Source organism: Nocardia amamiensis NBRC 102102 (assembly GCF_001612745.1).
Classification (GTDB): Bacteria; Actinomycetota; Actinomycetes; order Mycobacteriales; family Mycobacteriaceae; genus Nocardia; species Nocardia amamiensis.
The window spans coordinates 1-23897 of the sequence record NZ_BDBA01000012.1 but is presented as its reverse complement, the minus strand read 5'-3'; the positions used below and the strand labels follow the sequence as shown (position 1 = coordinate 23897).

Below are 23897 nucleotides of genomic sequence, written 5' to 3'. Positions count from 1 at the left end.
CTCTCGCTGCCGGAATCGTGCATTGTTCGGCTGGTAGTCCACCGTTCGGTCGCACAGCTGGGCGAGCCGTGCGATCAACGGAGTCGGCACTATCGGCTGGGGTCACGAACAGGTAGGCGCCTCGTTCCGGCGAGCACTTCGGCGGCGAGATCTTCATAGCCCTGTGCCAGATCGTTGAGCTGGGTGTGGACGTCGTGGAAGACGGTCTCCAGTCCGTCGATCAGCATGGCGAACGCGAGTGCGGTGAGCTGGGCCATTCGGTCGATGATCTGTCCGAGTGTCTCGGTGTGCAAAGGTGCATCCGAAGACGGCGCCGGTGTGCTCGAGGCGACCAGGTGGTCGATGGCAGCTGTCCACCGCAGCCGTGCCCGATCAAGCTGCCATGCGTCACCGTCCGGTCGGCTCATCCGTATTTCGTGCAGCTCCGCCAGTTCAATGGCCGCCGCCAGGATCGGGCTGTCGGTTGGCGGCGGCCAACCACGGCACGCCGCCAATAGCGCCTCCCGATCCGGAAGCGTGCCTTGGTCTGGTCTCGGTGTCACCAGTCCTCTCCTGCCGGTGCCGGCAGCCGTCGCACCCCGTCGGTCACTCGTGCGACCAGATCGTTGTGTGGCGGCCGCACCCATGGTCTTCGTGGTTCATCGGCACACCATCGGGCAGTTCCAGACAACGCATTATCGACCTCTGATTTGGTGGCATCTGTCTTTTTGCACACTGTGACGCGGCACGGTCAGTCGAGACCAGACACGGGGAGGGGGTTGCATGAACGTTGCAAACGCCATGCCCCGCAGCGGTCATCGTCTCCAACAAGCGCCTGGTGCCGGTGGACATCCGGACCGTCGTCAGCTGATCTGGGTGCCCGACCAGCCGAAGCTGAAGCTGTGGCCCTTCGAGGTGCAGGTCAGCGCGCCTCGGCCGCCGCCGGTGCAGCTGGCGCCCGCGTAGTTGATAGTGCCTGCGATAGGTTGGCTGCCCGCGCGGCCGTGTGCACCGACCAGGCCGAAGGTCGGATGGGCGGGCAGGAACGGCAGATCGATGGAGAGGTCGTAGACGGTGAAGCCGTACAGGTTCGTGCCGAATGGGATATCGCACCCCACATTACCGTTCGGCCGGATGGCGCAGTTCGAACTGGCGTAGGCGAAATACACAGTGTCGCCGACCAGATACTCGGCCGGATCTTGATTCGCGATCTGCGCCGGCGCGGCAGCGGCAACCGCGTTGCCTGCCATCGACACAGCCGCCGCGGTAACCACAGCACCGAGCAACGTACGTGTTTTCACGGATTTTCCTTCTATGCAGCTCTCTGGACTACCCACGGGTGCAACGAATATGGCGCACAGCATCGATCCGCCGTAGACGGCACGACCGACTCTAGGAGACCCGCGAACCGGGCGCTATCAGGTCTATGCCCCCAATTCTGGTGCCCATGGATGCATGCCAGTGTGGCGTTCACGGCGTCTGGCGCAGCTCATCACGCCTGCGCACAGTGCGCAGACCACACGCCTGCCCGACGCTCTCGCCCTCCAAGATGTATTGCAAGGCGATGAGAACGAAGCCGAACAGCCACCGCCACAGCGTCTGCCAGAAGCGTGGACGTCGCCCGTCCTTCCATCGCAGCACGCGCATGCCGAACAGGAGCTTGGCGGCACTACCGCGAAACAGCAGCGTGCCGACCACATGGTTGACGAAGGACAGCGCGAGCACACACACGACCCAGCCCGCGAGAAACGCCAGAGCGCCATCGGTGCCGGGAAAGACGCGCTGAGAGACACCGAGACCGACGAACAACACCAGCAAGCTGTCCGCTACCGCAGCCAGCCCCAGCCTGTTCTCGCCCGCCTCCTCCGGCACCCACACCTGCGCCTGCTGGTACGCCCGCCGCTGCGACTGCGGATTGAAAGTCATTGTTGGCAATCCTGATTCGATACCGCTTTGATGGAACCGCCGATCTTAGCGGTGAAAAGACCGGTTTCCCGTTGGTGGGGCGGCCGGGGCCAGCACCGGCATGGCTACCGGCCACCACCAGTTGGGTATTCTCGCTCAGCTCCGGGGCGACTATGGCGAGGCCGAACGTGGTTACCAGCCCGCCGTTCCTAGGAATCACTGCGCGCGAACGGATGTGATCTTCGAACGTAGAGAAATGGCTGTTGTCGGACCGCTCGGCAGCAACCATTTTCCTACTGTGGATCGTGGCGTTTCGAAGTGGTGCGCTGGGGAAGGTATTCGCTCGTTGGTGTCCGCCGACCGGCGGGGTCACCCGTGCCGCGCACCCGACACGATCAAATGCCCGGCCTCGGCTGTGAGGGCTGCGATATTCCAGGTAGTTCCATTCGTACAAGACAGGAGCAGCGGATCGGTCGATCCTTGGCGTATGGATGACAAGACTGGGTTCCAGGCTCTGCTCGACAAATGGGCGGCGGCGATTGTCGCCAACGATGCCGACTCCATCGGCAGCTTCGCCACCTCCGACTGGATATTGACCGGCCCAGAAGGTGGCCCCGGCGACCGGGAAACGTTCCTGTCGCTCGTCGCCTCCGGCGATCTGACCCATTCGGAGATGGAGTTCGAACTGCTTGAAGTGCGGGTATTCGGTGAGGTGGCGGTGATCCTCGCGCACGGGACGAACAAAGGAGCTTGGCGCGGTGAGCCGTTCAGCTCCGATGAGTGGGTCACCGAGGTGTTCGTCCGCGAGGACGGCGCCTGGTTGTGCACGATGAGCGCCCTCACCCCCAACTACGCTGCGCGCGCTGCCTGATCCACATCAGACAGCGCGGGCCGACTAGGCGTTCGGGCGGTTGAACTCGCCGCTGACCACGCCAGCGGTGAAGGCGTCCCACGCGCCTGGAGTGAAGACCAGTGCCGAGCCAGTCGGGCTCTTCGAGTCGCGGACGCCGACGCGGCCACTATCCTGCCAGGCAACCTCAACGCATTGGCCCCCACTCTCAGGCGAGCGGCCGTGTGCGCGTGGCACGTAGTGGAGAGTGTTCTCGCTGTGGTCGGGGTTGGTGTGTGCGCGATGGTCGGGGGTGGCGTGTGTGTGGCCGGTCAGTCGGCCGCGCCGCCCCGGCCCCGTCGGCAAGCCCGGCCGAGGGCGTTGCTCGATGCGCCCGGTGGTGTGGCCGAAGGCCTGGGCGTGCGATCGACCGGAGCAACCGCTGACGATCGTCGACGCCCATCGCGCCATGCAGTTGCATCGGGAGCACGATTGCGCGCGCAAGCGCGCCGCGTTCGAGGTATTGGTCGCGGCTGGACGCATCACCCCGGACTCGGCGCGACAGCATCGTCTGTGGGGAAGTCCCGACTGAGAGGCGGCACATCGAACGGCCGCACGCGGAAAGAACTCCGCGGCCCGAGCGATTCCTCTTGGTACCCCTGCGTACATGCTCTTGCTCGGCATGGGTGGTTGGGTCGGCTGGAACCCCGCGATTCCGGCCGCTGCCCACCGGTGATGCGCACCACAGGGGACTTGTGAAGGTGCTCACAGCCGGGAATGGGTGGACGTGTCATGCGTGCCCCGCTGGCGGTCCGCTAACAGTACGAGCGTTACGCTAAAACCGCACGTCAGGGCTACCGGTGGGTAGATTTGACCTTTGCAATTCGGTGGCAAATTTTGCAGAGTTAGCAAAGAGGGTAGGAAACCTAGCTCAGATTCGCATTAGCAACAGGTAGACGCCTATTTCTTCGTGTGCCATCGTGTGGAAGTACACCCCCAGGCACTAGCAAGCCTGCGAATTGCCGCTCCAGCAGTTCGAGTTGTCTGCCAGCTCGAGCGTTGGGCATTCGACTGAACGAGGAAGTGGAGTCACAGATGTCGACCACCGGCACCCCGAAGACCGCTGCGGAGATCCAGCAGGATTGGGACACCAACCCGCGCTGGAAGGGCATCACCCGTAACTACACCGCGGAGCAGGTGGTGAAGCTCCAGGGCACCGTCGTCGAGGAGCACACGCTCGCTCGCCGCGGCTCGGAGATCCTGTGGGATCTCGTCAACAACGAGGACTACATCAACTCCCTCGGCGCCCTCACCGGCAACCAGGCGGTCCAGCAGGTCCGCGCCGGCCTGAAGGCCATCTACCTGTCCGGTTGGCAGGTCGCCGGTGACGCGAACCTCTCCGGCCACACCTACCCCGACCAGTCGCTGTACCCGGCCAACTCGGTTCCGGCCGTGGTCCGCCGGATCAACAACGCGCTGCTGCGCGCCGACGAGATCGCCAAGGTCGAGGGCGACACCTCCGTCTCCAACTGGCTGGCCCCGATCGTCGCCGACGCCGAGGCCGGCTTCGGTGGCGCGCTGAACGCCTACGAGCTGCAGAAGGCCATGATCGCCGCCGGCGCCGCCGGTGTGCACTGGGAGGACCAGCTGGCCTCCGAGAAGAAGTGCGGCCACCTGGGCGGCAAGGTGCTGATCCCGACCCAGCAGCACATCCGCACCCTGACCTCCGCGCGTCTGGCCGCCGACGTCGCCGGCGTTCCGTCGGTGATCATCGCCCGTACCGACGCCGAGGCCGCCACCCTGATCACCTCGGACGTCGACGAGCGCGACCGTGAGTTCCTGGACGGCACCCGCACCCCCGAGGGCTTCTTCGGTGTGCAGAACGGCACCGAGCCCTGCATCGCGCGCGCCAAGGCCTACGCCCCCTACTCCGACCTCATCTGGATGGAGACCGGCGTGCCGGACCTCGAGGTCGCGCGCAAGTTCGCCGAGGCCGTCCGTGGCGAGTTCCCGGACCAGCTGCTGGCCTACAACTGCTCGCCGTCCTTCAACTGGAAGGCCCACCTGGACGACGCGACCATCGCGAAGTTCCAGCGTGAGCTCGGCGCGATGGGCTTCAAGTTCCAGTTCATCACCCTGGCCGGCTTCCACTCGCTCAACTACGGCATGTTCGACCTGGCCCACGGCTACGCCCGCGAGGGCATGACCGCCTTCGTCGACCTGCAGGAGCGCGAGTTCAAGGCCGCCGCCGAGCGTGGCTTCACCGCCATCAAGCACCAGCGTGAGGTCGGCGCCGGCTACTTCGACACCATCGCCACCACCGTGGACCCGAACACCTCGACGGCCGCCCTCAAGGGCTCCACCGAAGAGGGCCAGTTCCACTGAGCTGGGCGACCCCCCTCATGCGGAATCGAAAGCCGTGAGCGTCGTGGCTGACTCAACCAGAACGCGCGAGGCTATCGAGCGCCGTTCGCGGCCCGTCTCGCATCCGAGTGACCGAAGCGCATGCGCCGTAGGCGCGAGTCTCGGTCGCTCGGACGCGAGACTTCCCGGGGCCGCGAACACGCAGCGCCGCAGGTGCTGCAAATCAAACACAGTGAATACCGACCATCCTCTACTCCGGTAGGGGTGTACTGCCCTCCCCGCTGAACAGCCCCGGCGGGGAGGGCATCCCTATACCTTGGACCATCGAAGGGCGTTCGCTCACACCGGAGCGGCACCTTCGCAGACCAGCCACCCCAGAGCCAGACAACCCAGCAGGAGCGGGACGTGAGCAGCGAAAAGATCCAACGCGTCGGGATCATCGGCGCCGGACAGATGGGCGCAGGAATCGCGGAGGTGTGTGCACGCGCGCACGTCGACGTGCTGGTGTACGAGCAGACCCGCGAACTAGCTGCCGCGGGCCGTGCGCGCATCCTGCGGTCCCTCGATCGTGGCGTGAGCAGCGGCAAGATCACCGAGCGCGAGCGCGAACAGGCCGCATGGCGGCTGCGCTTCACCTCCGACCTGGGCGACTTCGCCGACCGCCAGCTGGTGGTCGAGGCGGTGCTCGAGGACGAGAAGGTGAAGACGAGCATCTTCGCCGAACTCGACAAGGTCGTCACCGACCCGTCGGCGGTGCTGGCCTCCAACACCTCCTCCATCCCGATCATGAAGATCGCGGTCGCCACGGCGAACCCCGAGCGCGTGGTCGGCATGCACTTCTTCAACCCGGTCCCGGTGCTGCCGCTGGTCGAGCTGGTCACCACGCTCAAGACCAGCGAGTCGGTCTCCGTGCGGGCCGAGGCCTTCGCCGGGGAGGTGCTCGGCAAGCAGGTGGTGCGCTCGGCCGACCGCTCCGGCTTCGTGGTCAACGCGCTGCTGGTGCCGTACCTGCTGTCGGCCATCCGCATGGTGGAATCCGGCTTCGCCACCAAGGAGGACGTCGACAAGGCCATGGTGCTCGGCTGCGCCCACCCGATGGGCCCGCTGGCGCTGACCGACCTGGTCGGCCTGGACACCGTGAAGTCCATCGCGGACTCGATGTACGCGGAGTTCAAGGAGCCGCTGTACTCGGCCCCGCCGCTGCTCATGCGTATGGTCGAGGCCGGGCTGCTCGGCAAGAAGACCGGGGCGGGCTTCTACCAGTACAACAACCGCTAGCTGTGTTCGATTTGCAGCGCCTGCGGCGCTGCGTGTTCGTGGCCCCGGGAAGTCTCGCGTCCGAGCATCCGCTGCTCGCGCCTGCGGCGCATGCGCATCGGACACTCGGACCCGAGACGGGCCACGAACGGTGCTCGTAAGACTCGCACCCGACGGGGCTGGGAAGCCGATCATCGGACGGTTGGTACCAGGTTTGCCGAAGTAGCGGCCTGCGGGTGGTGCGGTAACTCAGCCGGTGACGACAATCGGCATAAGCTGCAAAGGGTCGGGCCGTGTGAGCGCTCGGCTGAATTTCCAGGGCGTAGCGCTGGGGCGTGCCCGCCGGTCTCGGCGGCGTCGCGCAGGTGATCGAAAGGGGTTGTCCCGCTCATGGTGAACGTGACCGACGGCTACGGGTCGAGCATCCTCGGCTATCCCAGGATCGGGCCGCACCGCGAGCTCAAGCGGGCGCTGGAGTCCTACTGGCACGGTGGGATCGACCGCGACGAACTGCTGGCGGTCGGGCGCGAGATCCAGGAGACCCAGTTCAACGAGCTGGCCGCGACCGGCCTGACCCAGGTTCCTGGCAATACCTTCTCCTTCTACGACCACGTGCTGGACAACGCGCTGCTGTTCGGCGCGGTGCCCAAGCGGTTCGAGCCGTACCGGGAGGGCCTGCACCCGCTGGATTTCTACTTCCTGATGGCGCGCGGCCGCCCGGACCTGCCGCCCCTGGAGCTGGTCCGGTTCTTCGGCACGAACTACCACTACCGCCAGCCGGAACTGGACGCCGACACCGAGTTCTCGCTGCATCCCGAGGCGTTGCTCGACGAATTCGACCGGGCCAAGCGGCAAGACATCGAGCTGCGGCCGGTCGTCCTCGGCCCGGTTTCGCTGCTGCTGCTGTCCAAGGCCGGGCACATCCCCGGCGAGCCGGGCGGGTTCGACGTCCTGAGCCTGCTGGACAAGCTGCTGCCGGTCTACGAGGAGCTGTTCGAGATCCTCGCCAAGCGCGGCGCCACGTGCGTGCAGCTGGACGAGCCCGCGTTCACCAGCGAGCGCACGCCCGCCGAACTGGCCGCGTTCGAGACCGCCTACCACCGGCTGTCCAAAGCGCCGCTGCGCCCGCGCATGCTGGTCACCGGGCAGTACGGCGATTTCGGTGAAGCGTTGACCATCTTGGCCGGTACCGGTGTCGAGGCGATCGGCCTGGACCTGGCGAGTCATCGGATGCGACCGGAGGACCTGGCGAAGGTGCCCGGCATCCGTCGCAAGCGCCTGTACGCGGGCGTGATCAGTGGCCGCAACGTGTGGCGCGCCGACCGCTACGTGACGCTGGAATACCTCAACGAACTCGCTCAGGTGTGTCCGGACCTGGTCGTCTCCACCGGGACCACGCTGCTGCACGTGCCCTACGACCTGCTCATCGAATACGACATCGAGGGCAATGTCGCCGACCGGCTCGCGTTCGCGAAACAGAAGGTGGGCGAAGTGGTTTCGCTCGCCAAGGCGCTCACCGAGGGGCCGTCGGAGAAGTGGCGCAAGCGGCCGACCGAGGTGCACTTCAAGCAGAAGCACGCGGTGCGTCAACGGGTGTACGCGATCACGTCGGACATGCGCTCACGCGAGCCCTACGAGGTGCGCCGGGAAGCGCAGCAGCGCAAGCTGAACCTGCCTGCGGTGCCGGCGACCACACTCGGGTCCTTCCCGCAGACCACGCACATCCGTCAGGCGCGCTACGACCTCGGTCAGGGACGGTTGTCCTACGAGGAGTACCGCAAGCGGATCGAGGCCGAGATCGAGGCGACGATCCGGCTGCAGGAGGACATCGGGCTGGACGTGCTGGTGCACGGCGAGCACGAGCGCAATGACATGATCCAGTACTTCGCCGAGCTGCTCGACGGTTTCGCGACAACCCATTTCGGCTGGGTGCAGGTGTACGGATCCCGTTGTGTGCGGCCGCCGATCCTCTACGGCGACGTGTCGCGGCCAGCGCCGATGTCGGTGGAGTGGATCAGTTACGCGCAGTCGCTCACCGACAAGCCGGTCAAGGGCATGGTGACCGGGCCGGTCACCATGCTCGCCCGTTCGTTCGTCCGGCAGGACCAGCCGTTGCACGAGACCGCCGACCAGGTGGCGCTGGCCATCCGTGACGAGGTGGTGGATCTGGAGAAGGCGGGCATCTCGATCATCCAGGTCGACGAGCCGGCGATCCGGGAGATGCTGCCGCTGCGCCCGGAGGGCAGGGCGGAGTACCTGCGCTGGGCGGTCGGCGCGTTCCGGCTGGCCACCTCCGGTGTGCAGGCCGAGACCCAGATCCACACGCACATCGGCTATTCCGGCCGCGCCGAGGTGGTCGACGCGATCGAGCAACTCGACGCCGACGTCACCGCGATCGTGGCGACCCGCTCCATCGAGTGGGTGCTGCGGGCGCTGCGGGACGACTGCGCCTCCGGGCACGGGCTCAGCCACGGCGTCGGCCCCGGCGTGTACGAGAGCCGGTCCGCGCGCATTCCGGACATCGACGAGCTGGACGAATTGCTCACCGCGGCAGCCGAAGCGGTGACGCCGCAGCGATTGTGGGCCAATCCGGACGGCGGCCTGAAGACTCGCCACTATTGGCAGCTCGAGCCGTCGCTGCGGAACATGGTCGCGGCGGCGCGCCGCATCCGCAGGCGCGTCGAATCCGCCGACGCCGCCGAGTGAGCCAGGCGTAGCTCCGCTGTCGCTCCGGCCATGGGCAGGGCTGAAGCCGGCTTGATGTGACCTGCATCACAATAAAATCTCCGCACCTGTCACAGGGTCGGGACTTCGGCGGCAGTTCGCAGCAGTTAACTTCGAGCCATGCTGCTTGGTGAGCGTGCCATCGAGGTGTTCGAAAAATCCAGGCCGCGATTGGAGGCGATCGCGTACCGCCTGTTGGGTTCGGCGAGCGATGCCGAGGATGCGGTGCAGGATACGTTCCTGCGCTGGCAGGCCGCCGACCGCCAATTCGTCGAGACACCTGAGGCGTGGCTGACCAAGGTGCTCACGAACATCTGCCTCAACCAGCTCACCTCGGCGCGGGCACGGCGGGAGGCATATGTGGGCCAGTGGCTGCCCGAGCCGGTCTTCGCCTGGGACCGGATGCTCGGTCCGGCCGATACCGTCGAGCAGCGCGAATCGGTGTCGATCGCGATGCTCACCCTGATGGAGCGGCTGTCGGCCAAGGAACGCGTCGTGTACGTGCTCCGCGAGGCATTCGGATACTCGCACGGCGAGATCGCCGAAATCCTCGACGTCACCGAGTCCAACTGCCAGCAGATCTACCGGCGCGCCAAACAACACATGGCCAACGACCGGACCCGGGTGGAAGTCGATGAGGCCGCCGCCCGCAAGATCGTCGAAGAATTCCTCGCCGCCGCGCTGAGCGGCAACACCGACGAACTGGTGCGGCTGCTGACCGACGATGCGATCAGCGCGGGCGACGGTGGCGGCGTGGTCGTGTCGCTGCCGCAGCCGGTCACGGGCGCGCTGCGGGTGGCACGGTTCCTGCGCCGACTGTTCGAGCCCACCGCCGCCAAGTGGGAGACCATCGGCGGTCGCGCCACCATGTTCGCCGCGGTGGCCAATGGCGTGCCCGCGCTGGTGGTCATGGTCGGTGATCGGGTCGTCGGTGTCATCTCCCTGGAGGTGACGTCCGACGGCATCGCGGCCGTCCATACCCAGGCCAACCCGAGCAAGCTCGAACGCGCCACGCGCCAGTGGGCCATGTCCGAGCACGGGGACCCCATCGTCGAAGAATGGTGACCTAGATCACCTGCCACTTCTGTCAGGGTTCGGGCCGCTGTCCGGTTCAGGAAGCGAACCCCACCCAGACAGGAGTGAGCCCATGAAGCACCGCATCGTCGTCCTCGGGGCCGGATACGCCGGAGCAAATGCCGCCGGCCGCCTGGCCAAGCGGCTGCACCCCGCCGACACCGAGATCACCCTCGTCAACGCCGATCCCGAGTTCGTCGAGCGGGTCCGCATGCACCAGCTCGCAACCGGTCAGGACCTGAAACGCCGCACACTGACCGACGTCTTCACCGGCACGGGCGTGCGGGTGCGGCTGGCGCGGGTCGCCGCCGTCGATGTCGAACGCAAGACCGTCGATCTCGCCGACGCCGACGGCCCCGGCGAGATCGACTACGACACCCTCGTCTACGCCCTCGGCAGCGCCGCCGACGACTGCGGCGTGCCCGGTGTCGCCGAGCACGCCTACGACCTCGCGGGCAAGCAGTCCGCGCAGCGGCTGCGGGACCGTCTGGCAGACCTCCCCGCGGGCGCAACCGTGCTGGTCGTCGGTGGCGGCCTCACCGGCATCGAATCGGCCACCGAGATCGCCGAAGCCAGGCCGGACTTCGCGGTCGCGCTCGCCGCCCGCGGCTTTCCCGGCGATTGGCTGAGCGAGAAGGCCCAGCGGCATCTGCGCAAGGCGTTCGGCAGGCTCGGCATCACTGTGCACGAGCACACCGACATCGCCCGCGTCCAGCCGACCGGCGCGGTCACCGCGGACGGGCGAACGATCCCGGCCCAGCTGACCGTGTGGACGGCCGGTTTCGCCGTGCATCCCATCGCCGCGGCCACGACCCTGCGGGTTTCGCAGACCGGGCAGATCGTCGTCGACGACACGATGCGGTCGGTATCGCACCCGGATGTGTACGCCATCGGTGACGCCGCGCTCGCTCCCGGCGCGAGCGGCAGTCCGCTGCGGATGTCCTGCGCCTCGGGGGTCCCGACGGGCTACCAGGCGGCCGACGCCATCGCCGCACGCCTGACCGCCCGCGAGGTTCCCCGCAATTCGATCGGCTACACCGGCCAGTGCATCAGCCTCGGCCGCCGCGACGGGATCATGCAGTGGGTGACCCCCGACGATCAGCCCAAGTCCTCCGCGCTCACCGGCAAAGCGGCCGCGCGACTCAAGGAGATGATCTGCAAGAGCGCGGCCTGGAGCATCTCGCATCCGACATCGATGCTCCCGTCCCGCCGCCGTCGCATCACGGTCGCCGAGTCGACTCCGGCGATCACCGCGTGACACCGCACCCCGCACGGGCCGTGTCGGGGGGGCGATCCGACACGGTCCCGCTCCTTATCGGATTCTGCTGACGGTGCTGGCGCGGTCGGCCGGCGGCGCGGTGCTGCCCACGATCACTCGGTGACCGCGGCCAGTGAGCTGAGCGTCGCGAGCACCTCGGTGGCGGCATCGGCGACGGAGTCGGTTTCCGTCATGGCCAGCGCGGCCGCGGCGGCCAAGCGAATGTCGGGGAACAGCGCCACACAGGCCGCCGCGGCGGCGCGGTCGGCCGGGGTGAGCGCGTCGTCGGCGTCGGCGGCCGATTGCCATGCGGCGGTGTCGATCACTTCGTGCAGCCAGTTCAACAGCTCGAGGCGCAGCGGCTGTGGCTCGCTGAGCCAGGCGCGGGCATAGCTCACGTCGGTGCGCTCGTGCAGCAGGGCGCCGAGCACGACCGAGATCGCGGGCGCTGTCACGGAGTAGATCGAATCCTCGTGCAGCACTGCGGAATACAGGAAGTCGATGCTGCGTGACCGGTCTTCGGCGTCGTCGCCGATCAGGTCGGCGAGCATAGCGGGCGCATCGGAGGCGGAGCCACGGGCATGGGCCAGCCCCGCCCAGTCGGTCTCCAGCAGCACGGTCGCCGCCCGCTCGTGGTAGACCGGCGCGAGCGCGTCCGCCGCTCGGGTGCGTGCTTCGGTGTCGGTCGAATCGAGTGCGCGCTGGTAGGCCGCCAGCGCGGTCTCCGCTTCACCGAGCCTGCTGCTGAACACCCCGATGTCGAAACTGGCCCGCGCGGCGACCGCCGGATCATCCGATTCAGCGAGGAAGCGGGCAGCCTCCCTGGCTCCGGCCAAGTCCCCGGCGTCGCTCAGGTGCTGAACCAGATCGCCAGCGGCAATCAGCGACTGCTCGGCGGGCCAGTCCTCGATGACGGGACGGTAGGCGGCTTTCAGGCCGTCCAGATCGTCTTCGGTGCGCAGCAGGTAGGCGAGGTTGGACAGGGCGAGCCGGGCGATCTCGCCAGGACCGGAGGCGATCGCGTGCTCGTAGGCCGTGCGCGCCGCGTCCGAATCACCGCGCTTGGCCCGCGAATAGCCGAGATTGATCCACGCGCGCGGCGCCGCGTCGGGGTGCCCGGATTCGGCCGCGCGCTGGTACATTGCCTCGGCCGCGGCGGCATCGCCGCGCTCGGCCAGCAGCAGGCCGAAGTGGTACGCGGCCCGCGGCGCCGCGTCCGAGTGGCCGGAATCGACCGCAACGTGATAGGCGCCCTCCGCGGACGGTTTGTCGCCAAGCGCGCTGAGCAGGTCGCCCAGCTCGGCGGCGGCAAGCGGAGCCCATTCCGGGTGCCCGGAAGCGACGGCGATTTGGAATGCCTCGCGCGCGGCCGCCAGGTCGTTGCGCCGCAAGTGCATCTTGCCGAGGTCGAAGGCCAGGTCCGGCGGCCGCTTCAGCATTGTTCCCATCCAGCCTCGGCACCGTGTGGTGCGGATCGTTTCGAAGAGTTCTACATCGGCTGGCGAGTGTCTGGCCACTTATGGGAAGAACCAGTTCTATTCCGCTGGTGGCGGGTTGCCGCGCGCCAAGCGAAGAGTCAACTGCCTTGCCCACGTTCGGCGCCGTTTCGGCGGCCGCCGCCGGGCGTCGGTCTCCTCGTCGGTCTCGACGTCGTAGCGGCGGATATACGCGCTGGAGAACGCCTGTACAGTCGCGGTCACCGGAATGGCGAGCAGCGCGCCGGTCGCACCGAGCAGCGCCGCGCCCGCCAGCACCGCGCCGAACGCGACGGCCGCGTGCATGTCCAGCGTGCTCGCGGTGATGCGCGGGTGCAGCACGTAGTTCTCGAACTGCTGGTAGAGCACGATGAAGCCGAGAACCCAGAGCGCGGTGCTCGGCCCGTGCACCAGCGCGACGATCACCGGAAGCGCACCCGCGAGATACGTGCCGACGGTGGGGATGAACTGGGAGACCACACCGACCCACAGCGCCAAGGCGAACGCCGAGGGCATGTCCAGCACCCGCAGCATCACATAATGCGCGATCGTAGAGATGAGCGCGAGCAGAGCTCGTGAATAGATGTAGCCGCCGGTCTTGTCCACCGCGATGTCCCAGGCGCGCAAGACATGTCGTTGGTGCCGCGGCGGTAGCAGCGAGCAGACGGCATTGCGGAAGCGCGGGCCTTCCGCGGCGAAATAGTAAGTGAACAACAGGATGCCGAGACCCTGGAAGATCGCGCCGATCGCGGCGGCGCCGATGCCCCACACGTCGCCCGCCAATCCGGTGAGGTAGCCCTCCAGGGTCGAACTCCACTCGGTGGCGTACTTCTGGATGTCGGTGCTGGACAGGTCGGTCTTGAACGTGCGGTTGATCCAGTCCACAACCCCGTCGGCGTACTCGGGCGCGTTCTTCACCAAGGTGGTGACCTGCTCCACCAGCAGCGCGCCGAGCGTCCACAGGAAGGCGACGACCAGTGCCATCAGGGCGAGGAACACCAGCCCGGTCGCGAGACCGCGGCGCATTCCACGCCGGGCCAGCCAGTTCACCGCGGGCTCGATGGCGAACGCGAGGAACAGCGAGACGAGCAGAACCGTCAGCAGACCCTGCAAGCGCTGGAGCACCCAGCCCGCCGCCATCAGTCCCGCGATAGTCGCCGCGGCGAGCAGGAACGCGCGCGGCAACCACTGCGGCATGCGCGTGCCGCCGTCCTCGGGTTCGGCGGCTTGTGTGGTTTCGTCCTCGTCCTCCGCAGGCACAAAGCCAACGTACCCACGCGGCGACCCATTCGTGGCCCGGAACGCGTGGCCACGCGGGTCAGGCGGGTCACATGGTGGCGACGTCGATGACGAACCGATACCGCACGTCGCTGGCCACCACCCGGTCGTAGGCGCCGTCGATCTCGTCGGCGGAGATCAGCTCGATCTCGGCGCCGATGCCGTGCTCGGCGCAGAAGTTCAGCATCTCCTGGGTCTGCGCGATGCCGCCGATCATCGAGCCTGCCAGCGAGCGCCGGTACCCGGCGAGGGTGAACGGCTTGACGCGCAGCGGATTCTCGGGGAGGCCCAGGATCACCAGGGTGCCGTCGAGGTTGAGCAGCCGCAGGTAATCGTCCAGCGGAAGATCCGCCGAGACCGTGTTGAGGATGAGGTCGAACCGGCCGCGTAGATCGCGGAAGGTCTGCTTGTCGCTGGTCGCGTAGTAGCCGCTGGCCCCGAAGAGCTTGCCGTCGTCCTGTTTGCTCAGCGAGTGGCTCAGCACGGTGACCTCGGCGCCCATCGCGGCGGCGATCTTCACGCCGACGTGCCCGAGCCCGCCCATGCCGATGATCGCTACCTTCTTGCCCGGCCCGGCGTCCCAGTGCCGCAGTGGCGAGTACAGCGTGACGCCGGCGCACAGCAGCGGCGCGGCGACGTCCAGCCCGATCCCCTCGGGGATCTGGACCACGAAGTTCTCGGTGACGACAACCTGCGTGGAATAACCGCCGAGGGTGTGCCCGCCCGGCTGCACCACCGGATCGACCGGGGTGTTGTAGGTCATCGTCGCGCCGGCGGTGCAGTACTGCTCCTCGTCTGCGAGGCACGGCGCGCAGACCCCGCACGAGTCGACCATGCACCCGACGCCGACGCGGTCGCCGACCCGATGCTTCATCACCGCGGATCCGACCGCGGCGACCACGCCCGCGATCTCGTGCCCCGGCACACACGGGTACCGGGTCCCGCCCCACTCGTCGCGCGCGGTGTGGATGTCCGAATGGCAGATTCCCGCGTACTTGACGTCGATCAGCACGTCGTGGGAGCCAAGGCCTCTGCGCTCGATCGTGACCTTCTCGAACGAGCCATCGGGGGCGGGCAGGGCGTAGGCGGCAGCGGTACTCATGGATACATGCCTACCGCCGCATGTGTGCGGTTGCCAACCATGACAGGTAAACAACCTGGTCACAAACCATTCTTTCGGTCCGATCTCCGGTTCGATGATCTTCGCCGGTGATCTGCGGCGACAATGGAAACGGCAGCGATTCGCCGAGGCGGGAGAGCCATGGACGGAGGACGGCAGCAGATCATCGCGCGGCGCGCGCGGGGTGGCGGGCGCGCGCTCGTCATGGTGATCACTTTCGTGCTCACCATTGCCGCGTTTCTCGGGTATCGCGGCGAACTGCCCGGGCGCGACGTGTCCGACCCCACCAGGACCGCGGCCTCCGTCCTGCCTGCCCTCGCCGAGCCGTTGGACCCCGCGTTCGTCACGGCGGCCGTGCAACCGGCGCTGGTCAACATCAGTGCGTCCACCACGCTGGCCGGCCCCGGCGCGGCGGGTTCCGGCATCGTCCTGACCGCCGACGGTGAGGTGCTCACCAGCCACCACGTGGTCAAGGGCGCGGACACGGTGACCGTCACCGACGTCGGCAGCGGGAAGGCCTACGACGCCGTGGTGCTCGGCTACGACTCCGGCGCCGACATCGCGCTGCTCGACCTTCCTGCGGCCGCGTTGCCGACCGCCACCATCGGCAGCTCGGCCGGGTTGCGGCTGCGCGAAGAGGTCCTGGCGATCGGCAACGCGGGCGGGACCGGCGGCCCGCCGTCCGCGGTGCACGGCCCGCTCACCGACCTGGACAGCGAGATCGTGGCGGTCAACGTCGCCGATCTGTCGCGCAAAGCGCTCAGCGGCATGCTGGAGGTCGCGGCCGAGGTCACCTCGGGACAGTCCGGTGGGGCACTGGTCGATCGGAACGCGTTCGTGGTCGGGGTCATCGCCGCGGCGTCGGGGGACCCGGAACATGCCCAGGATCGCTCGCCCAACGGTTACGCGGTGCCGATCGACGCGGCGATGCGGGTGGTCCACCAGATTCGATCCGGCACCCCGACCGATACGGTGCACATCGGCCCGACGGCCACCCTCGGTGTGCTCATCTCCAACGCGCTGCCCACCGGCACGGGCGCCCGGGTGGATGTGGCGATCTACGGCATGCCCGCGCACGCCGCGGGGCTGAGTCCGGGCGATGTGATCACCTCGGTCGACGATCGCGCCGTCACCAGCGTGCAATCCCTGCGGGCCGCGCTGAACACACGCAAACCGAACGACACCGTCCGATTGGGCGTCATCGGCGCGGGCGGGGAGCGCACGGTTGCGGTGGTGCTGACCGCGGGTCCGCCGAATTGATCCGGCCGGATCAGACCAGCGACAGCCAGTAGTCCTGGAAACGCAGGAAAACCAGCAGCAGTACCACCGCGAAGAACACCGCGACCAGGGTCCAGCGCCACTCGGCGAGTATGCCCAGCGGGCCGCCGGAGCGGCCCCACAACTGGTCGATGCTCACCGCGAGCAGCGGCGTGATGATCGCCCAGACCACCATGCAGTACGGGCACAGCGCGTTGATCCGGTAGAGGCTTTCGAAGATCAGCCAGCAGACGAAGCCGACGCCGAACACGGTGCCCAGCCACAACCCGCCCCAGATCCAGCGCGGGAACCCCAGCCCGGCCACCGACAGCACGCCGAGGGTGACCACGACGGAGAAGGCGACGACGCCGATCAGCGGATTCGGGAACCCGAACGCCGCGGCCTGGTCGGTCACCATGACCGACCCGCAGGACAGGATCGGGTTGATGCTGCACGTAGGGGTGTAACCGGGATCGGTGAACAGCTTGAACCGCTCCACGGTCAGCGCGACCGAAGCCAACCAGCCGGCGAGTCCACCGATCAGCAGGACCCACGCGGCCCGCGGCCCCGCGGTGATCACTGGGCCGCGGCGGCGCTGATCACGGGAGCGAGACCGCCGGGGGCCATCAGTTCCTGGGCGGTCTGGATCTGCTTGCCGTTGACGAAGACCGACGGGGTCGACTGGATGCCGCTTTCCAGCACGTCCTTGGTGCGGGCCTGAATGTACTTGTCGTAGGTGTGGCCGGTGATGCACTGGGCGACCGCGTCGTCGGTGTAGCCCGCGCTCTTGGCGATCTGGACCAGTTGGTCGTCGGTGAGGCCCGCGCCGCCCTCCGGCGGCTGCTGGGCGAACATCGTCTTCAGCCAGCCCTGGTACTTCGTCGGGTCGGCCTGGGCGACGCAGTAGGAGGCGTTCGCCGCCCGCGTCGAGTACCGCGTGGTGGAAGCCTTGTCCAAGAACGCGATGATGTTGTACTCGACGACCGCGGTGCCGTTGTTCACCGCGTCTTCCAGCACCTTGCCGTTGGCCGCCTCGAAGGCCTTGCATGCGGGGCACTGCAGGTCCGCCACGACGCGCACGGTGACCTTCGCGTCCGGCTTGCCGAGCCGGACGGCGCCGTTGTCGGTGATCGAGCCGGGAACGCCGCCGGAGTTCAGGTTCCCGGTCGCGGCGATGGACGGGGTGGGACCGGGATCGTCCTTGCGGGCCTTCTTGACCGCGATGCCGATGCCGATGGCCGCGATCAGACCGATCAGCACGGCCGCGACACCGACCTGGATCAGGATCTTGCGGTTGCGGTCGGCGCGTTCCGCCGCCAGCAGCGGGTTCGACTTCCCACCCTGGTTTTTGCTCACCGTGCGCTCACCACGCCTTTCGCTCGCCGGACGGTACCTGCCGCCACGATCGTAGATGCGCCGCCCACATCTGCGGGTGGCCGGGCTGCAGCCGCCATCATCGTCGGCTTACCTGAGAGATTCCGAAATATCGGCCCGTGCGGCCTCGTTCAGCGCCGTGTGATTCCGCCCCGGGACGGGATCGGCGGCCTCGCGCGCCAGGACATCGCGCCAGCCGCGGACCCAGGTTTCCATCAGTGTTTCGAAGTGGCCGTGCGGCCTGCGTTCAGCGCCGTGTGATTCCGCCCCGGGACGGGATCGGTGGCCTCACGCGCCAGGACATCGCGCCAGCCGCGGACCCAGGCTTCGATCAGCGTCTTGGGGTGGCACGTGCGGCCTGTGTTCAGTGCGGTGCGATCCCGCCCACGACGAGATCGACGGCATCGCGCGCGAGGCCGGGGGGCAGCGCCGCGTCTAGCTGGGTGACGTGCAGGTGGACCACACCAGCCAGGGTCAGCATGGTCAGCCGGGGGTCCGCCGTCGACGCGATCTCACCGCGGGCGATGCCACGCCGGACGATCTCCTCGGATACCGACAACCGCCGCATCCAGAACTCCCGCCGCGTGGCGTCGACGTCCGGGTCGGCGTCGCCGATCACCGTGCCGCGGATCAAGGCCATGCCCGACGGCGTTTCCGCGAAGCGGATGAGGTCGGTCATGAATCGCTCCAGATCGCCGCGTAGCGACCCGGTGTCCGGGAGCGGGATCTCCTCGGCCATCCGGGACAGCAGCGCGTCCAGCAGTAGCTTGGGCAGGGTTTTCCACCGCCGGTAGATCGAGGTCTCGTGCACGCCCGCGTCCGCGGCGACATCGGCGACCCGCACGTTGCCGATGCCGACCGACTCGATGCGGGCGAGCGTCGCGTCGATGACGGCTTTCCGCAGCCGGGCACCGCGAATCTGTGCCGGAGGTTGGCCCATGCCGCCAATTATCGCAAGTCCTCTTGCGTTGCTCGGTTTCGGTGCCTAGCGTGGTGCTATCGCAAGTCGACTTGCGATAGAAGGCGGAGAGTGGCATGGACAACGTGGTCGCGCCCTCGGGGCGCTGGCGGGGCGAAGCCCTCGGCGGGGTAGCGGTGTTTCGCGGCATCCCCTATGCGCGGGCAGAGCGGTTCGGTGCGCCCCAGCTGGTCGCACCCCACGACGGGGTGTACGACGCGACCCGGCGGTACGCCATCGCGCCGCAGCTGCCGGGGCGGCTCGAACCCGTGATGGGGAAGCCGGACCCGCTGGATCAATCCGAGGATTGCTTGGCTTTGACTGTCACGACTCCGGAGGGCGTCGAACCCGGCAGCTGTCCGGTGCTGGTGTGGTTGCACGGCGGCGCGTATCTCGCGGGCAGTGGACAGTGGAATCTGTACGACGCCGACCAGCTCGTGCGCGAGACCCGCATCGTCGTGGTGTCGGTGAGCTACCGGCTCGGAGCCCTCGGATACCTACGGGCGCCGGGGGTTTCGGCGGGCAATCTCGGTTTGCGTGACCAGATCGCCGCTCTGCGGTGGGTGCGTGAGCACATCGCCGAGTTCGGCGGCGATCCGGAGCGCATCACCGTGTCGGGGCAGTCGGCGGGCGCACAGTCGGTCGTCGCGCTGCTGGGCATCGCGGAAGCGAGACCGCTGTTCGCTCAGGCCATCGTGCAGAGCGCACCGTTCGGCATCGGATTCCAGAGCCACCAGCGCGCCGAACGGGTGGGGGCGATGTTCCTCGCCGAACTCGACGCCGACCCGTTCACCGCTCCCGTGCCCGAATTCCTTGCCGCCCAGGGTCGTACAGTCCGCCGGATGGCGGGGCCGGGCGCGTTGAACTCGGCGCCGCCCTTCCTGCCGGTAGCCGAATCGGATCCGCTGCCCGACGAGCACACCTGGCGACAGGCGGTGCACGACGCGGCCGCAGGCCTGCGAGTGGTGCTCGGCTGCGCGGACGAGGAGGCGCGGGCGTACTACGGCGGCCCGCATCCGGTCTTCGGCAAGGTCGGGCGCCTGCCGCTGGTCGGCGACAAGGCGACCCGCGCAGTGGAGCGGCTGATCGGGCGAAAGGCCTTCGAGGAAGGCCTCTTCCGCTTCGCCGACGAGCTGTCCGACGCGGGCGCGACCGTTTACAGCTACCGGGTAGGACAGCTGCATCCGGCCAACCCATACGGCGCCTGCCACTGCATCGACCTGCCGCTGCTGTACGGAACTGGCTCGGCCTGGGCTGCCGCCCCGATGCTCGCGCCCCTCACTCCCGAGGAGATCGACACGCTCGGCGTTCAAACCCGCAGATACTGGGGCGAATTCGTGCACACCGGACAGGTCGGGGACGCCGGTTGGCCGCCACATCGGCGCGGCTCCCGTTTCGCCCGGCAGCTGCCCTGAGCGGGCCGAGCCGAGAGTCCGCTCGTCCGATACGACGAAGCGTTTCCTCTGTTCCTGCACGATGCCGGCCGCATTTCGCGCGCACTACAGCCGCGCGCCTGTTCGTCCAGGAGTCGTGTGCAAGGCACTGGCTCGATGCTGCGGAGGTGTCCATGGACGACATATGCGCCCGGAAAAGCTGAGCCAGGAGGGAGGATCACTGCTCGGCGGTAGGTAGCTCGATGTCCTGACCCATGTTCGCCCTGCGAGATCAGGATGTCCCACGGTCGTGGCGGGTATTTGGGCGTCAGCCGATGTCCTGCACGGCCCTGCGTTGCGGATCGCCTGTGCCGCAACCGGTTCCGACGACAAGCGCAGTGATCGTCGGTGTACGCGTACCGCTGAGCAGGATGAGGACCGCGGTGCGGCCCTGGAAGGTGATGTCGGTGGAGCCGAGGACGGTCCGATCGAGTCCGTTGGCTTGCACGCAGCGATCGAGCGCGGCCGGGTTGGCGAGGGAACCGGTGACGGTGTGGCGGCCGAGTGCGGCGAGTGCACTAGCGGTGAGATCGCCGCCGAGCTGGTCGTTTCCAGCGGTAGGTTGGGCAGTGGGCGCGGGATTCTCACCGCCGCGCAGTGTGGCGGCAACCCCGCCCACGGCGGCGAAGGTGAGGATCGCCGCGGCTGCCGCGGCCAACCAGCGCACCCGGCGGTGGCGGTACTCGGCGAGCGCGACCGGCGGCGGCGTGGCTTCGGAATCGGTCGGCGGGGGCTGGATCGTGGCGTCCTGCGGGGTGGGGTCCCCGGGTGGGTCCAATTCGTCGAGGAACTGGGTGAGCCGGGCAGCAACGTCTGCGGGCATGGGGTGAATGATGCGCTCGTCGCTGCCCAGCGTGCGCAGTTCGGCGCTGACCGCATCCAGCGACCGCAGGAAACACAACGCTTCCTGATCGTGGGAGATCGCCGGCCACCACTGCGCACGCTGCTCTGGCGTCAGATTGTCGGCGTGCAGGTCGGCGAGCAACTCGGCCGTGAATACAGGCCGCGGCACTCCGGTCGCCATCGCACCTCCGTTGCTCGCCTCTACCGTCACAGGCAATCCCCCGAACCCGACTCGGCGAGACTGTCCCTACATCGTCTCGTGGCCAGTCACTGTTAATCGTGGTCCGTCACTATTCAATGACGCATCCGGACTAGCTCCGGTTCCCGGGATCACGCAGAAATTCCAGTTGACAACCGGCTGCTCGGCGAGCTGATGGCCGCGGAGCGTGCGGCAGCCGAACTGAGCAGAACCCGCGTCGCCGAAGCCTGTCACGTCTCGCGGCAACTGGTGCACTACTGGGAGACCGGCGTGCGAGTGCCCGACGGCGAGGCACTGAGACTGTGGTTCGAAGTGGTCGGCGTACCGAACTGGAAGCGCCAACGGTTCATTGTGGTGATTCAGCGAGTTCGGTCCTTGTCCCACAGGGCACCGCTCGAAACCCTCGACTGGTCGAGCGTGCCGCCGGTCTGGACCACAGAGGATCAGACAGGCCTCGACCGCATCCTCGACCCGGCTTGCTGCCACGACCGCATAACGTTCGACCTATACGGCTGCAACAGACCGTTTCTCGATCGCTTTCCAGGACTCGCGCCGGCCCCACCCGACGCTGAGCAACCAGCCAGTCTCATCGTCTGGATGTTCACCAATCCCCTTGCCCGCAAGGTCATTGCGAACTGGGACCTGCGCGCCCGGCTGATGGCGGCAGCTTTCGGAACCCTTGCGCCCGGAGCTGTGCCGCAGCGCCAGATCGATGAGATCGTGCAAGCTTGCCAGGTAGAGCCGGCCTTCATGGAGATGTATCGCAGCACTCCGACCGACGACGAAGTGACCAACCAGCGCGTCGTGCTGTGGGACCCGTACCGCGAGGAGTTCGTGACGCACCTGATGCGCGCATCCATCTTCAAATACCCACCCCGGCCTTGGGATCAGCTGGTTCTGCAGGCACCGGCATGAGGCCGCCGGTGAAGCACAATTTCCAGCGCTCCGCGGCCATCAGCTCGCCGAGCAGCCGGTTGTGTGGTCTACGCGTCGACGAAGAGATCGTTGGCGAGCGCGCCGGTGCCCGGTACGACGCGGTATCGGTCCAGGTCGGTGACGCCATGGGAAGCGAGGACATCCTCGTCCAAGAGCAGGTGACCGGTGTAGGTCGCCGCGGGGCTGGTCACCACCAAAAGAGCGGCGTCAGCGCAGATGTCGGCGGTCCGGGACGCCGCGACGGCTTCCGCGCCGCCGAGCAGATTGCGTACCGCCGCGGTATCGATCTTCGTCCGGGGCCACAGCGAGTTCACCGCGATGCCATACGGGCGGAACTCATGCGCCAGGCCGATGGAGGCAAGGCTGACGCCATATTTGGAGATGGTGTAAGCGACGCCGTTGCCGATGTGGTCGGGGTTCATGTTGAGCGGTGGGGAGAGCGTGAGGATGTGTGGGTTGCGCCCGGCTCGCGCGGAGGCGCGCAGGTGTGGAAGTGCCAGTTTGGACAGTAGGAACGGGGCGCGGAGGTTGACGGCCTGCATGTGGTCGTAGCGGCGCATGCCGATCTGCTCGGCGCCGGTGAGATCGACCGATCCGGCGTTGTTGACCAGGATGTCGATGCCGCCGAACCGTTCGACGATCTGATCGACCGCATCGGCCAGCGCCTTGTCATCGCGCACATCCGCGACCAGGGGCAGCACGTCGCCGCCTGCGGCTTCGGCTTCAGCGGCGGCGGTGTGGATCGTGCCGGGTAGTCGGGGGTGCGGTTCCTGGGTTCGGGCGATCATCGCGACGTTCGCGCCCTCCGCCGCGAATCTGATCGCGATCGCCCGGCCGATGCCACGGCTGGCTCCAGTAACGACAGCGGTCCTTCCCCTGAGCAGATCCTCGGTCGAATCCCCTCGAGCGGACGTATGTAGGGGCCTGTTCACAACGGGTGGTCCTCTGACTGGAATGGGCGATCTTGTTGAGTGAGGCTAGCTGGCATTCACTGGGATCGGCAGCGTTGGGCGAAATCTGCCTGCGCCGACCGGACGCGGCGGGTAGGAATGTCCGGGTGACTGTTCTCGGTGCTGTGTTCCGTCCGCAAAATCCGCCCGAGTCGCTCCGCGCGGCGGTCCGTGTCGCTGAGGCGACGGGGCTGGAGGAGTTGTGGCTGTGGGAGGACTGCTTTCTGGAGAGCGGAATCGCCACTGCTGCGGCGGCGCTCGCGTGGACCGAGCGGGTGCGTGTCGGCATCGGGCTGCTGCCGGTGCCGTTGCGCAATGTCGCACTCACCGCCATGGAGGCCGCGACGCTCTACCGGCTGTTCCCCGACCGGCTGATCCTCGGTATCGGACATGGTGTGCAGACCTGGATGGAGCAGGTCGGCGCGCGTGTCGAGTCGCCGGTGACCTTGCTCAGCGAGCATTTGGGCGCGCTGCGTGCGCTGCTGGCCGGTGAGCGGGTCACCACGTCCGGCCGCTACGTGCACCTCGACGATGTGGCGCTGGACTGGCCGCCCGCGGCGCCGCCGAAGGTCTACGCGGGCGCGCGCGGTCCACGCTCGATCCGGCTGTGCGGCGAGCACGCCGATGGCACGCTGCTCGATTCGATCACCGACGCCGACGGCGTCCGCGTTGCCCGCAAGCTGA

The 23897-nt window shown here is 67.6% G+C and carries 23 protein-coding genes; 11 read left to right on the top strand and 12 right to left on the bottom strand.

Annotation, left to right across the window (positions count from 1 at the left end; translation table 11 throughout):
• Nucleotides 1-89: 89 nt before the first annotated feature.
• From NA4_RS03445 to NA4_RS03435, 3 genes are all read right to left on the bottom strand, one after another.
• Nucleotides 90-542, bottom strand: coding sequence for a DUF4254 domain-containing protein (locus NA4_RS03445; protein WP_067463707.1), 453 nt, complete (start codon nucleotides 540-542; stop codon nucleotides 90-92).
• Nucleotides 543-842: 300 nt separating this feature from the next.
• Nucleotides 843-1280, bottom strand: coding sequence for a hypothetical protein (locus NA4_RS03440; protein WP_157128774.1), 438 nt, complete (start codon nucleotides 1278-1280; stop codon nucleotides 843-845).
• A 169-nt stretch (nucleotides 1281-1449) separates the two neighbouring features.
• Nucleotides 1450-1905, bottom strand: a complete 456-nt coding sequence (locus NA4_RS03435; RefSeq protein WP_067463701.1) for an RDD family protein — start codon at nucleotides 1903-1905, stop codon at nucleotides 1450-1452.
• Between the two features lie 466 nt (nucleotides 1906-2371).
• Here NA4_RS03435 and NA4_RS03430 point away from each other — a divergent pair, with 466 nt between their 5' ends.
• Nucleotides 2372-2755, top strand: coding sequence for a nuclear transport factor 2 family protein (locus NA4_RS03430; protein WP_067463698.1), 384 nt, complete (start codon nucleotides 2372-2374; stop codon nucleotides 2753-2755).
• 24 nt (nucleotides 2756-2779) lie between these two features.
• On the opposite strand, the gene NA4_RS43575 is transcribed toward NA4_RS03430, so the two are convergent.
• Nucleotides 2780-3184, bottom strand: coding sequence for a DUF397 domain-containing protein (locus NA4_RS43575; protein WP_084496767.1), 405 nt, complete (start codon nucleotides 3182-3184; stop codon nucleotides 2780-2782).
• On the opposite strand from NA4_RS43575, the gene NA4_RS41210 reads away from it, so the two are divergent.
• The 6 genes from NA4_RS41210 to NA4_RS03400 all read left to right on the top strand — a co-directional run bounded on the left by NA4_RS41210 (nucleotide 3111) and on the right by NA4_RS03400 (nucleotide 11390).
• Nucleotides 3111-3305, top strand: coding sequence for a hypothetical protein (locus NA4_RS41210; protein ID WP_169810970.1), 195 nt, complete (start codon nucleotides 3111-3113; stop codon nucleotides 3303-3305). The genes NA4_RS43575 and NA4_RS41210 overlap by 74 nt on opposite strands.
• Before the next feature lie 503 nt (nucleotides 3306-3808).
• Nucleotides 3809-5098 carry an isocitrate lyase gene (gene aceA, locus NA4_RS03420; RefSeq protein ID WP_067463693.1) on the top strand — a complete coding sequence of 430 codons (1290 nt, stop codon included), beginning with the start codon at nucleotides 3809-3811 and terminating at the stop codon, nucleotides 5096-5098.
• A 384-nt stretch (nucleotides 5099-5482) separates the two neighbouring features.
• A complete protein-coding gene (locus tag NA4_RS03415; RefSeq protein ID WP_067463690.1) occupies nucleotides 5483-6355 on the top strand; it encodes a 3-hydroxybutyryl-CoA dehydrogenase in 873 nt (290 codons plus the stop codon).
• Between the two features lie 369 nt (nucleotides 6356-6724).
• On the top strand, nucleotides 6725-9040 hold the full coding sequence (metE, locus tag NA4_RS03410; protein WP_067463686.1) for a 5-methyltetrahydropteroyltriglutamate--homocysteine S-methyltransferase: 2316 nt from the start codon (nucleotides 6725-6727) through the stop codon (nucleotides 9038-9040).
• 138 nt (nucleotides 9041-9178) lie between these two features.
• Nucleotides 9179-10123 (top strand): RNA polymerase sigma-70 factor, encoded by a 945-nt coding sequence (locus NA4_RS03405; protein WP_067463684.1) that lies wholly within the window; start codon nucleotides 9179-9181, stop codon nucleotides 10121-10123.
• A gap of 82 nt (nucleotides 10124-10205) precedes the next feature.
• Nucleotides 10206-11390 carry an NAD(P)/FAD-dependent oxidoreductase gene (locus NA4_RS03400; protein WP_067463681.1) on the top strand — a complete coding sequence of 395 codons (1185 nt, stop codon included), beginning with the start codon at nucleotides 10206-10208 and terminating at the stop codon, nucleotides 11388-11390.
• A gap of 113 nt (nucleotides 11391-11503) precedes the next feature.
• Here the strand turns inward: NA4_RS03400 and NA4_RS03395 are convergent, their stop codons facing one another.
• From NA4_RS03395 to NA4_RS03385, 3 genes are all read right to left on the bottom strand, one after another.
• Nucleotides 11504-12838, bottom strand: coding sequence for a tetratricopeptide repeat protein (locus NA4_RS03395; RefSeq protein ID WP_067463678.1), 1335 nt, complete (start codon nucleotides 12836-12838; stop codon nucleotides 11504-11506).
• 87 nt (nucleotides 12839-12925) lie between these two features.
• Nucleotides 12926-14125: an AI-2E family transporter gene (locus tag NA4_RS03390; protein WP_245671074.1), complete on the bottom strand. Its 1200-nt coding sequence runs from the start codon at nucleotides 14123-14125 to the stop codon at nucleotides 12926-12928.
• Between the two features lie 67 nt (nucleotides 14126-14192).
• On the bottom strand, nucleotides 14193-15245 hold the full coding sequence (locus NA4_RS03385) for an NAD(P)-dependent alcohol dehydrogenase (RefSeq protein ID WP_067463676.1): 1053 nt from the start codon (nucleotides 15243-15245) through the stop codon (nucleotides 14193-14195).
• Between the two features lie 159 nt (nucleotides 15246-15404).
• On the opposite strand from NA4_RS03385, the gene NA4_RS03380 reads away from it, so the two are divergent.
• Nucleotides 15405-16523 carry a S1C family serine protease gene (locus tag NA4_RS03380; RefSeq protein WP_067463673.1) on the top strand — a complete coding sequence of 373 codons (1119 nt, stop codon included), beginning with the start codon at nucleotides 15405-15407 and terminating at the stop codon, nucleotides 16521-16523.
• 10 nt (nucleotides 16524-16533) lie between these two features.
• Here the strand turns inward: NA4_RS03380 and NA4_RS03375 are convergent, their stop codons facing one another.
• The 3 genes from NA4_RS03375 to NA4_RS03365 all read right to left on the bottom strand — a co-directional run bounded on the left by NA4_RS03375 (nucleotide 16534) and on the right by NA4_RS03365 (nucleotide 18834).
• Nucleotides 16534-17097 (bottom strand): vitamin K epoxide reductase family protein, encoded by a 564-nt coding sequence (locus tag NA4_RS03375; RefSeq protein WP_067463782.1) that lies wholly within the window; start codon nucleotides 17095-17097, stop codon nucleotides 16534-16536.
• Nucleotides 17097-17876 (bottom strand): DsbA family protein, encoded by a 780-nt coding sequence (locus tag NA4_RS03370; RefSeq protein ID WP_067463670.1) that lies wholly within the window; start codon nucleotides 17874-17876, stop codon nucleotides 17097-17099. The genes NA4_RS03375 and NA4_RS03370 overlap by 1 nt, the downstream gene beginning before the upstream one ends.
• A gap of 382 nt (nucleotides 17877-18258) precedes the next feature.
• Nucleotides 18259-18834: a TetR-like C-terminal domain-containing protein gene (locus NA4_RS03365; RefSeq protein ID WP_067463667.1), complete on the bottom strand. Its 576-nt coding sequence runs from the start codon at nucleotides 18832-18834 to the stop codon at nucleotides 18259-18261.
• A gap of 95 nt (nucleotides 18835-18929) precedes the next feature.
• Here NA4_RS03365 and NA4_RS03360 point away from each other — a divergent pair, with 95 nt between their 5' ends.
• Nucleotides 18930-20267 carry a carboxylesterase family protein gene (locus tag NA4_RS03360; protein WP_067463664.1) on the top strand — a complete coding sequence of 446 codons (1338 nt, stop codon included), beginning with the start codon at nucleotides 18930-18932 and terminating at the stop codon, nucleotides 20265-20267.
• 286 nt (nucleotides 20268-20553) lie between these two features.
• Here NA4_RS03360 and NA4_RS03355 read toward each other — a convergent pair whose 3' ends face one another.
• Entirely contained in the window at nucleotides 20554-21309 is a 756-nt protein-coding gene (locus NA4_RS03355) for an RsmA family anti-sigma factor (protein WP_067463661.1), read from the bottom strand.
• Nucleotides 21310-21501: 192 nt separating this feature from the next.
• Between NA4_RS03355 and NA4_RS03350 the strand changes: the two genes are divergently transcribed.
• The gene (locus NA4_RS03350) at nucleotides 21502-22242 is read left to right on the top strand and encodes an MmyB family transcriptional regulator (RefSeq protein ID WP_067463658.1); all 741 of its coding nucleotides are present in this window, start codon (nucleotides 21502-21504) and stop codon (nucleotides 22240-22242) included.
• 68 nt (nucleotides 22243-22310) lie between these two features.
• Here NA4_RS03350 and NA4_RS03345 read toward each other — a convergent pair whose 3' ends face one another.
• Nucleotides 22311-23195 carry an SDR family oxidoreductase gene (locus NA4_RS03345; RefSeq protein ID WP_067463655.1) on the bottom strand — a complete coding sequence of 295 codons (885 nt, stop codon included), beginning with the start codon at nucleotides 23193-23195 and terminating at the stop codon, nucleotides 22311-22313.
• A 125-nt stretch (nucleotides 23196-23320) separates the two neighbouring features.
• On the opposite strand from NA4_RS03345, the gene NA4_RS03340 reads away from it, so the two are divergent.
• Nucleotides 23321-23897: LLM class flavin-dependent oxidoreductase (locus NA4_RS03340; protein ID WP_067463652.1), on the top strand; the 577-nt coding region annotated here is incomplete at its 3' end.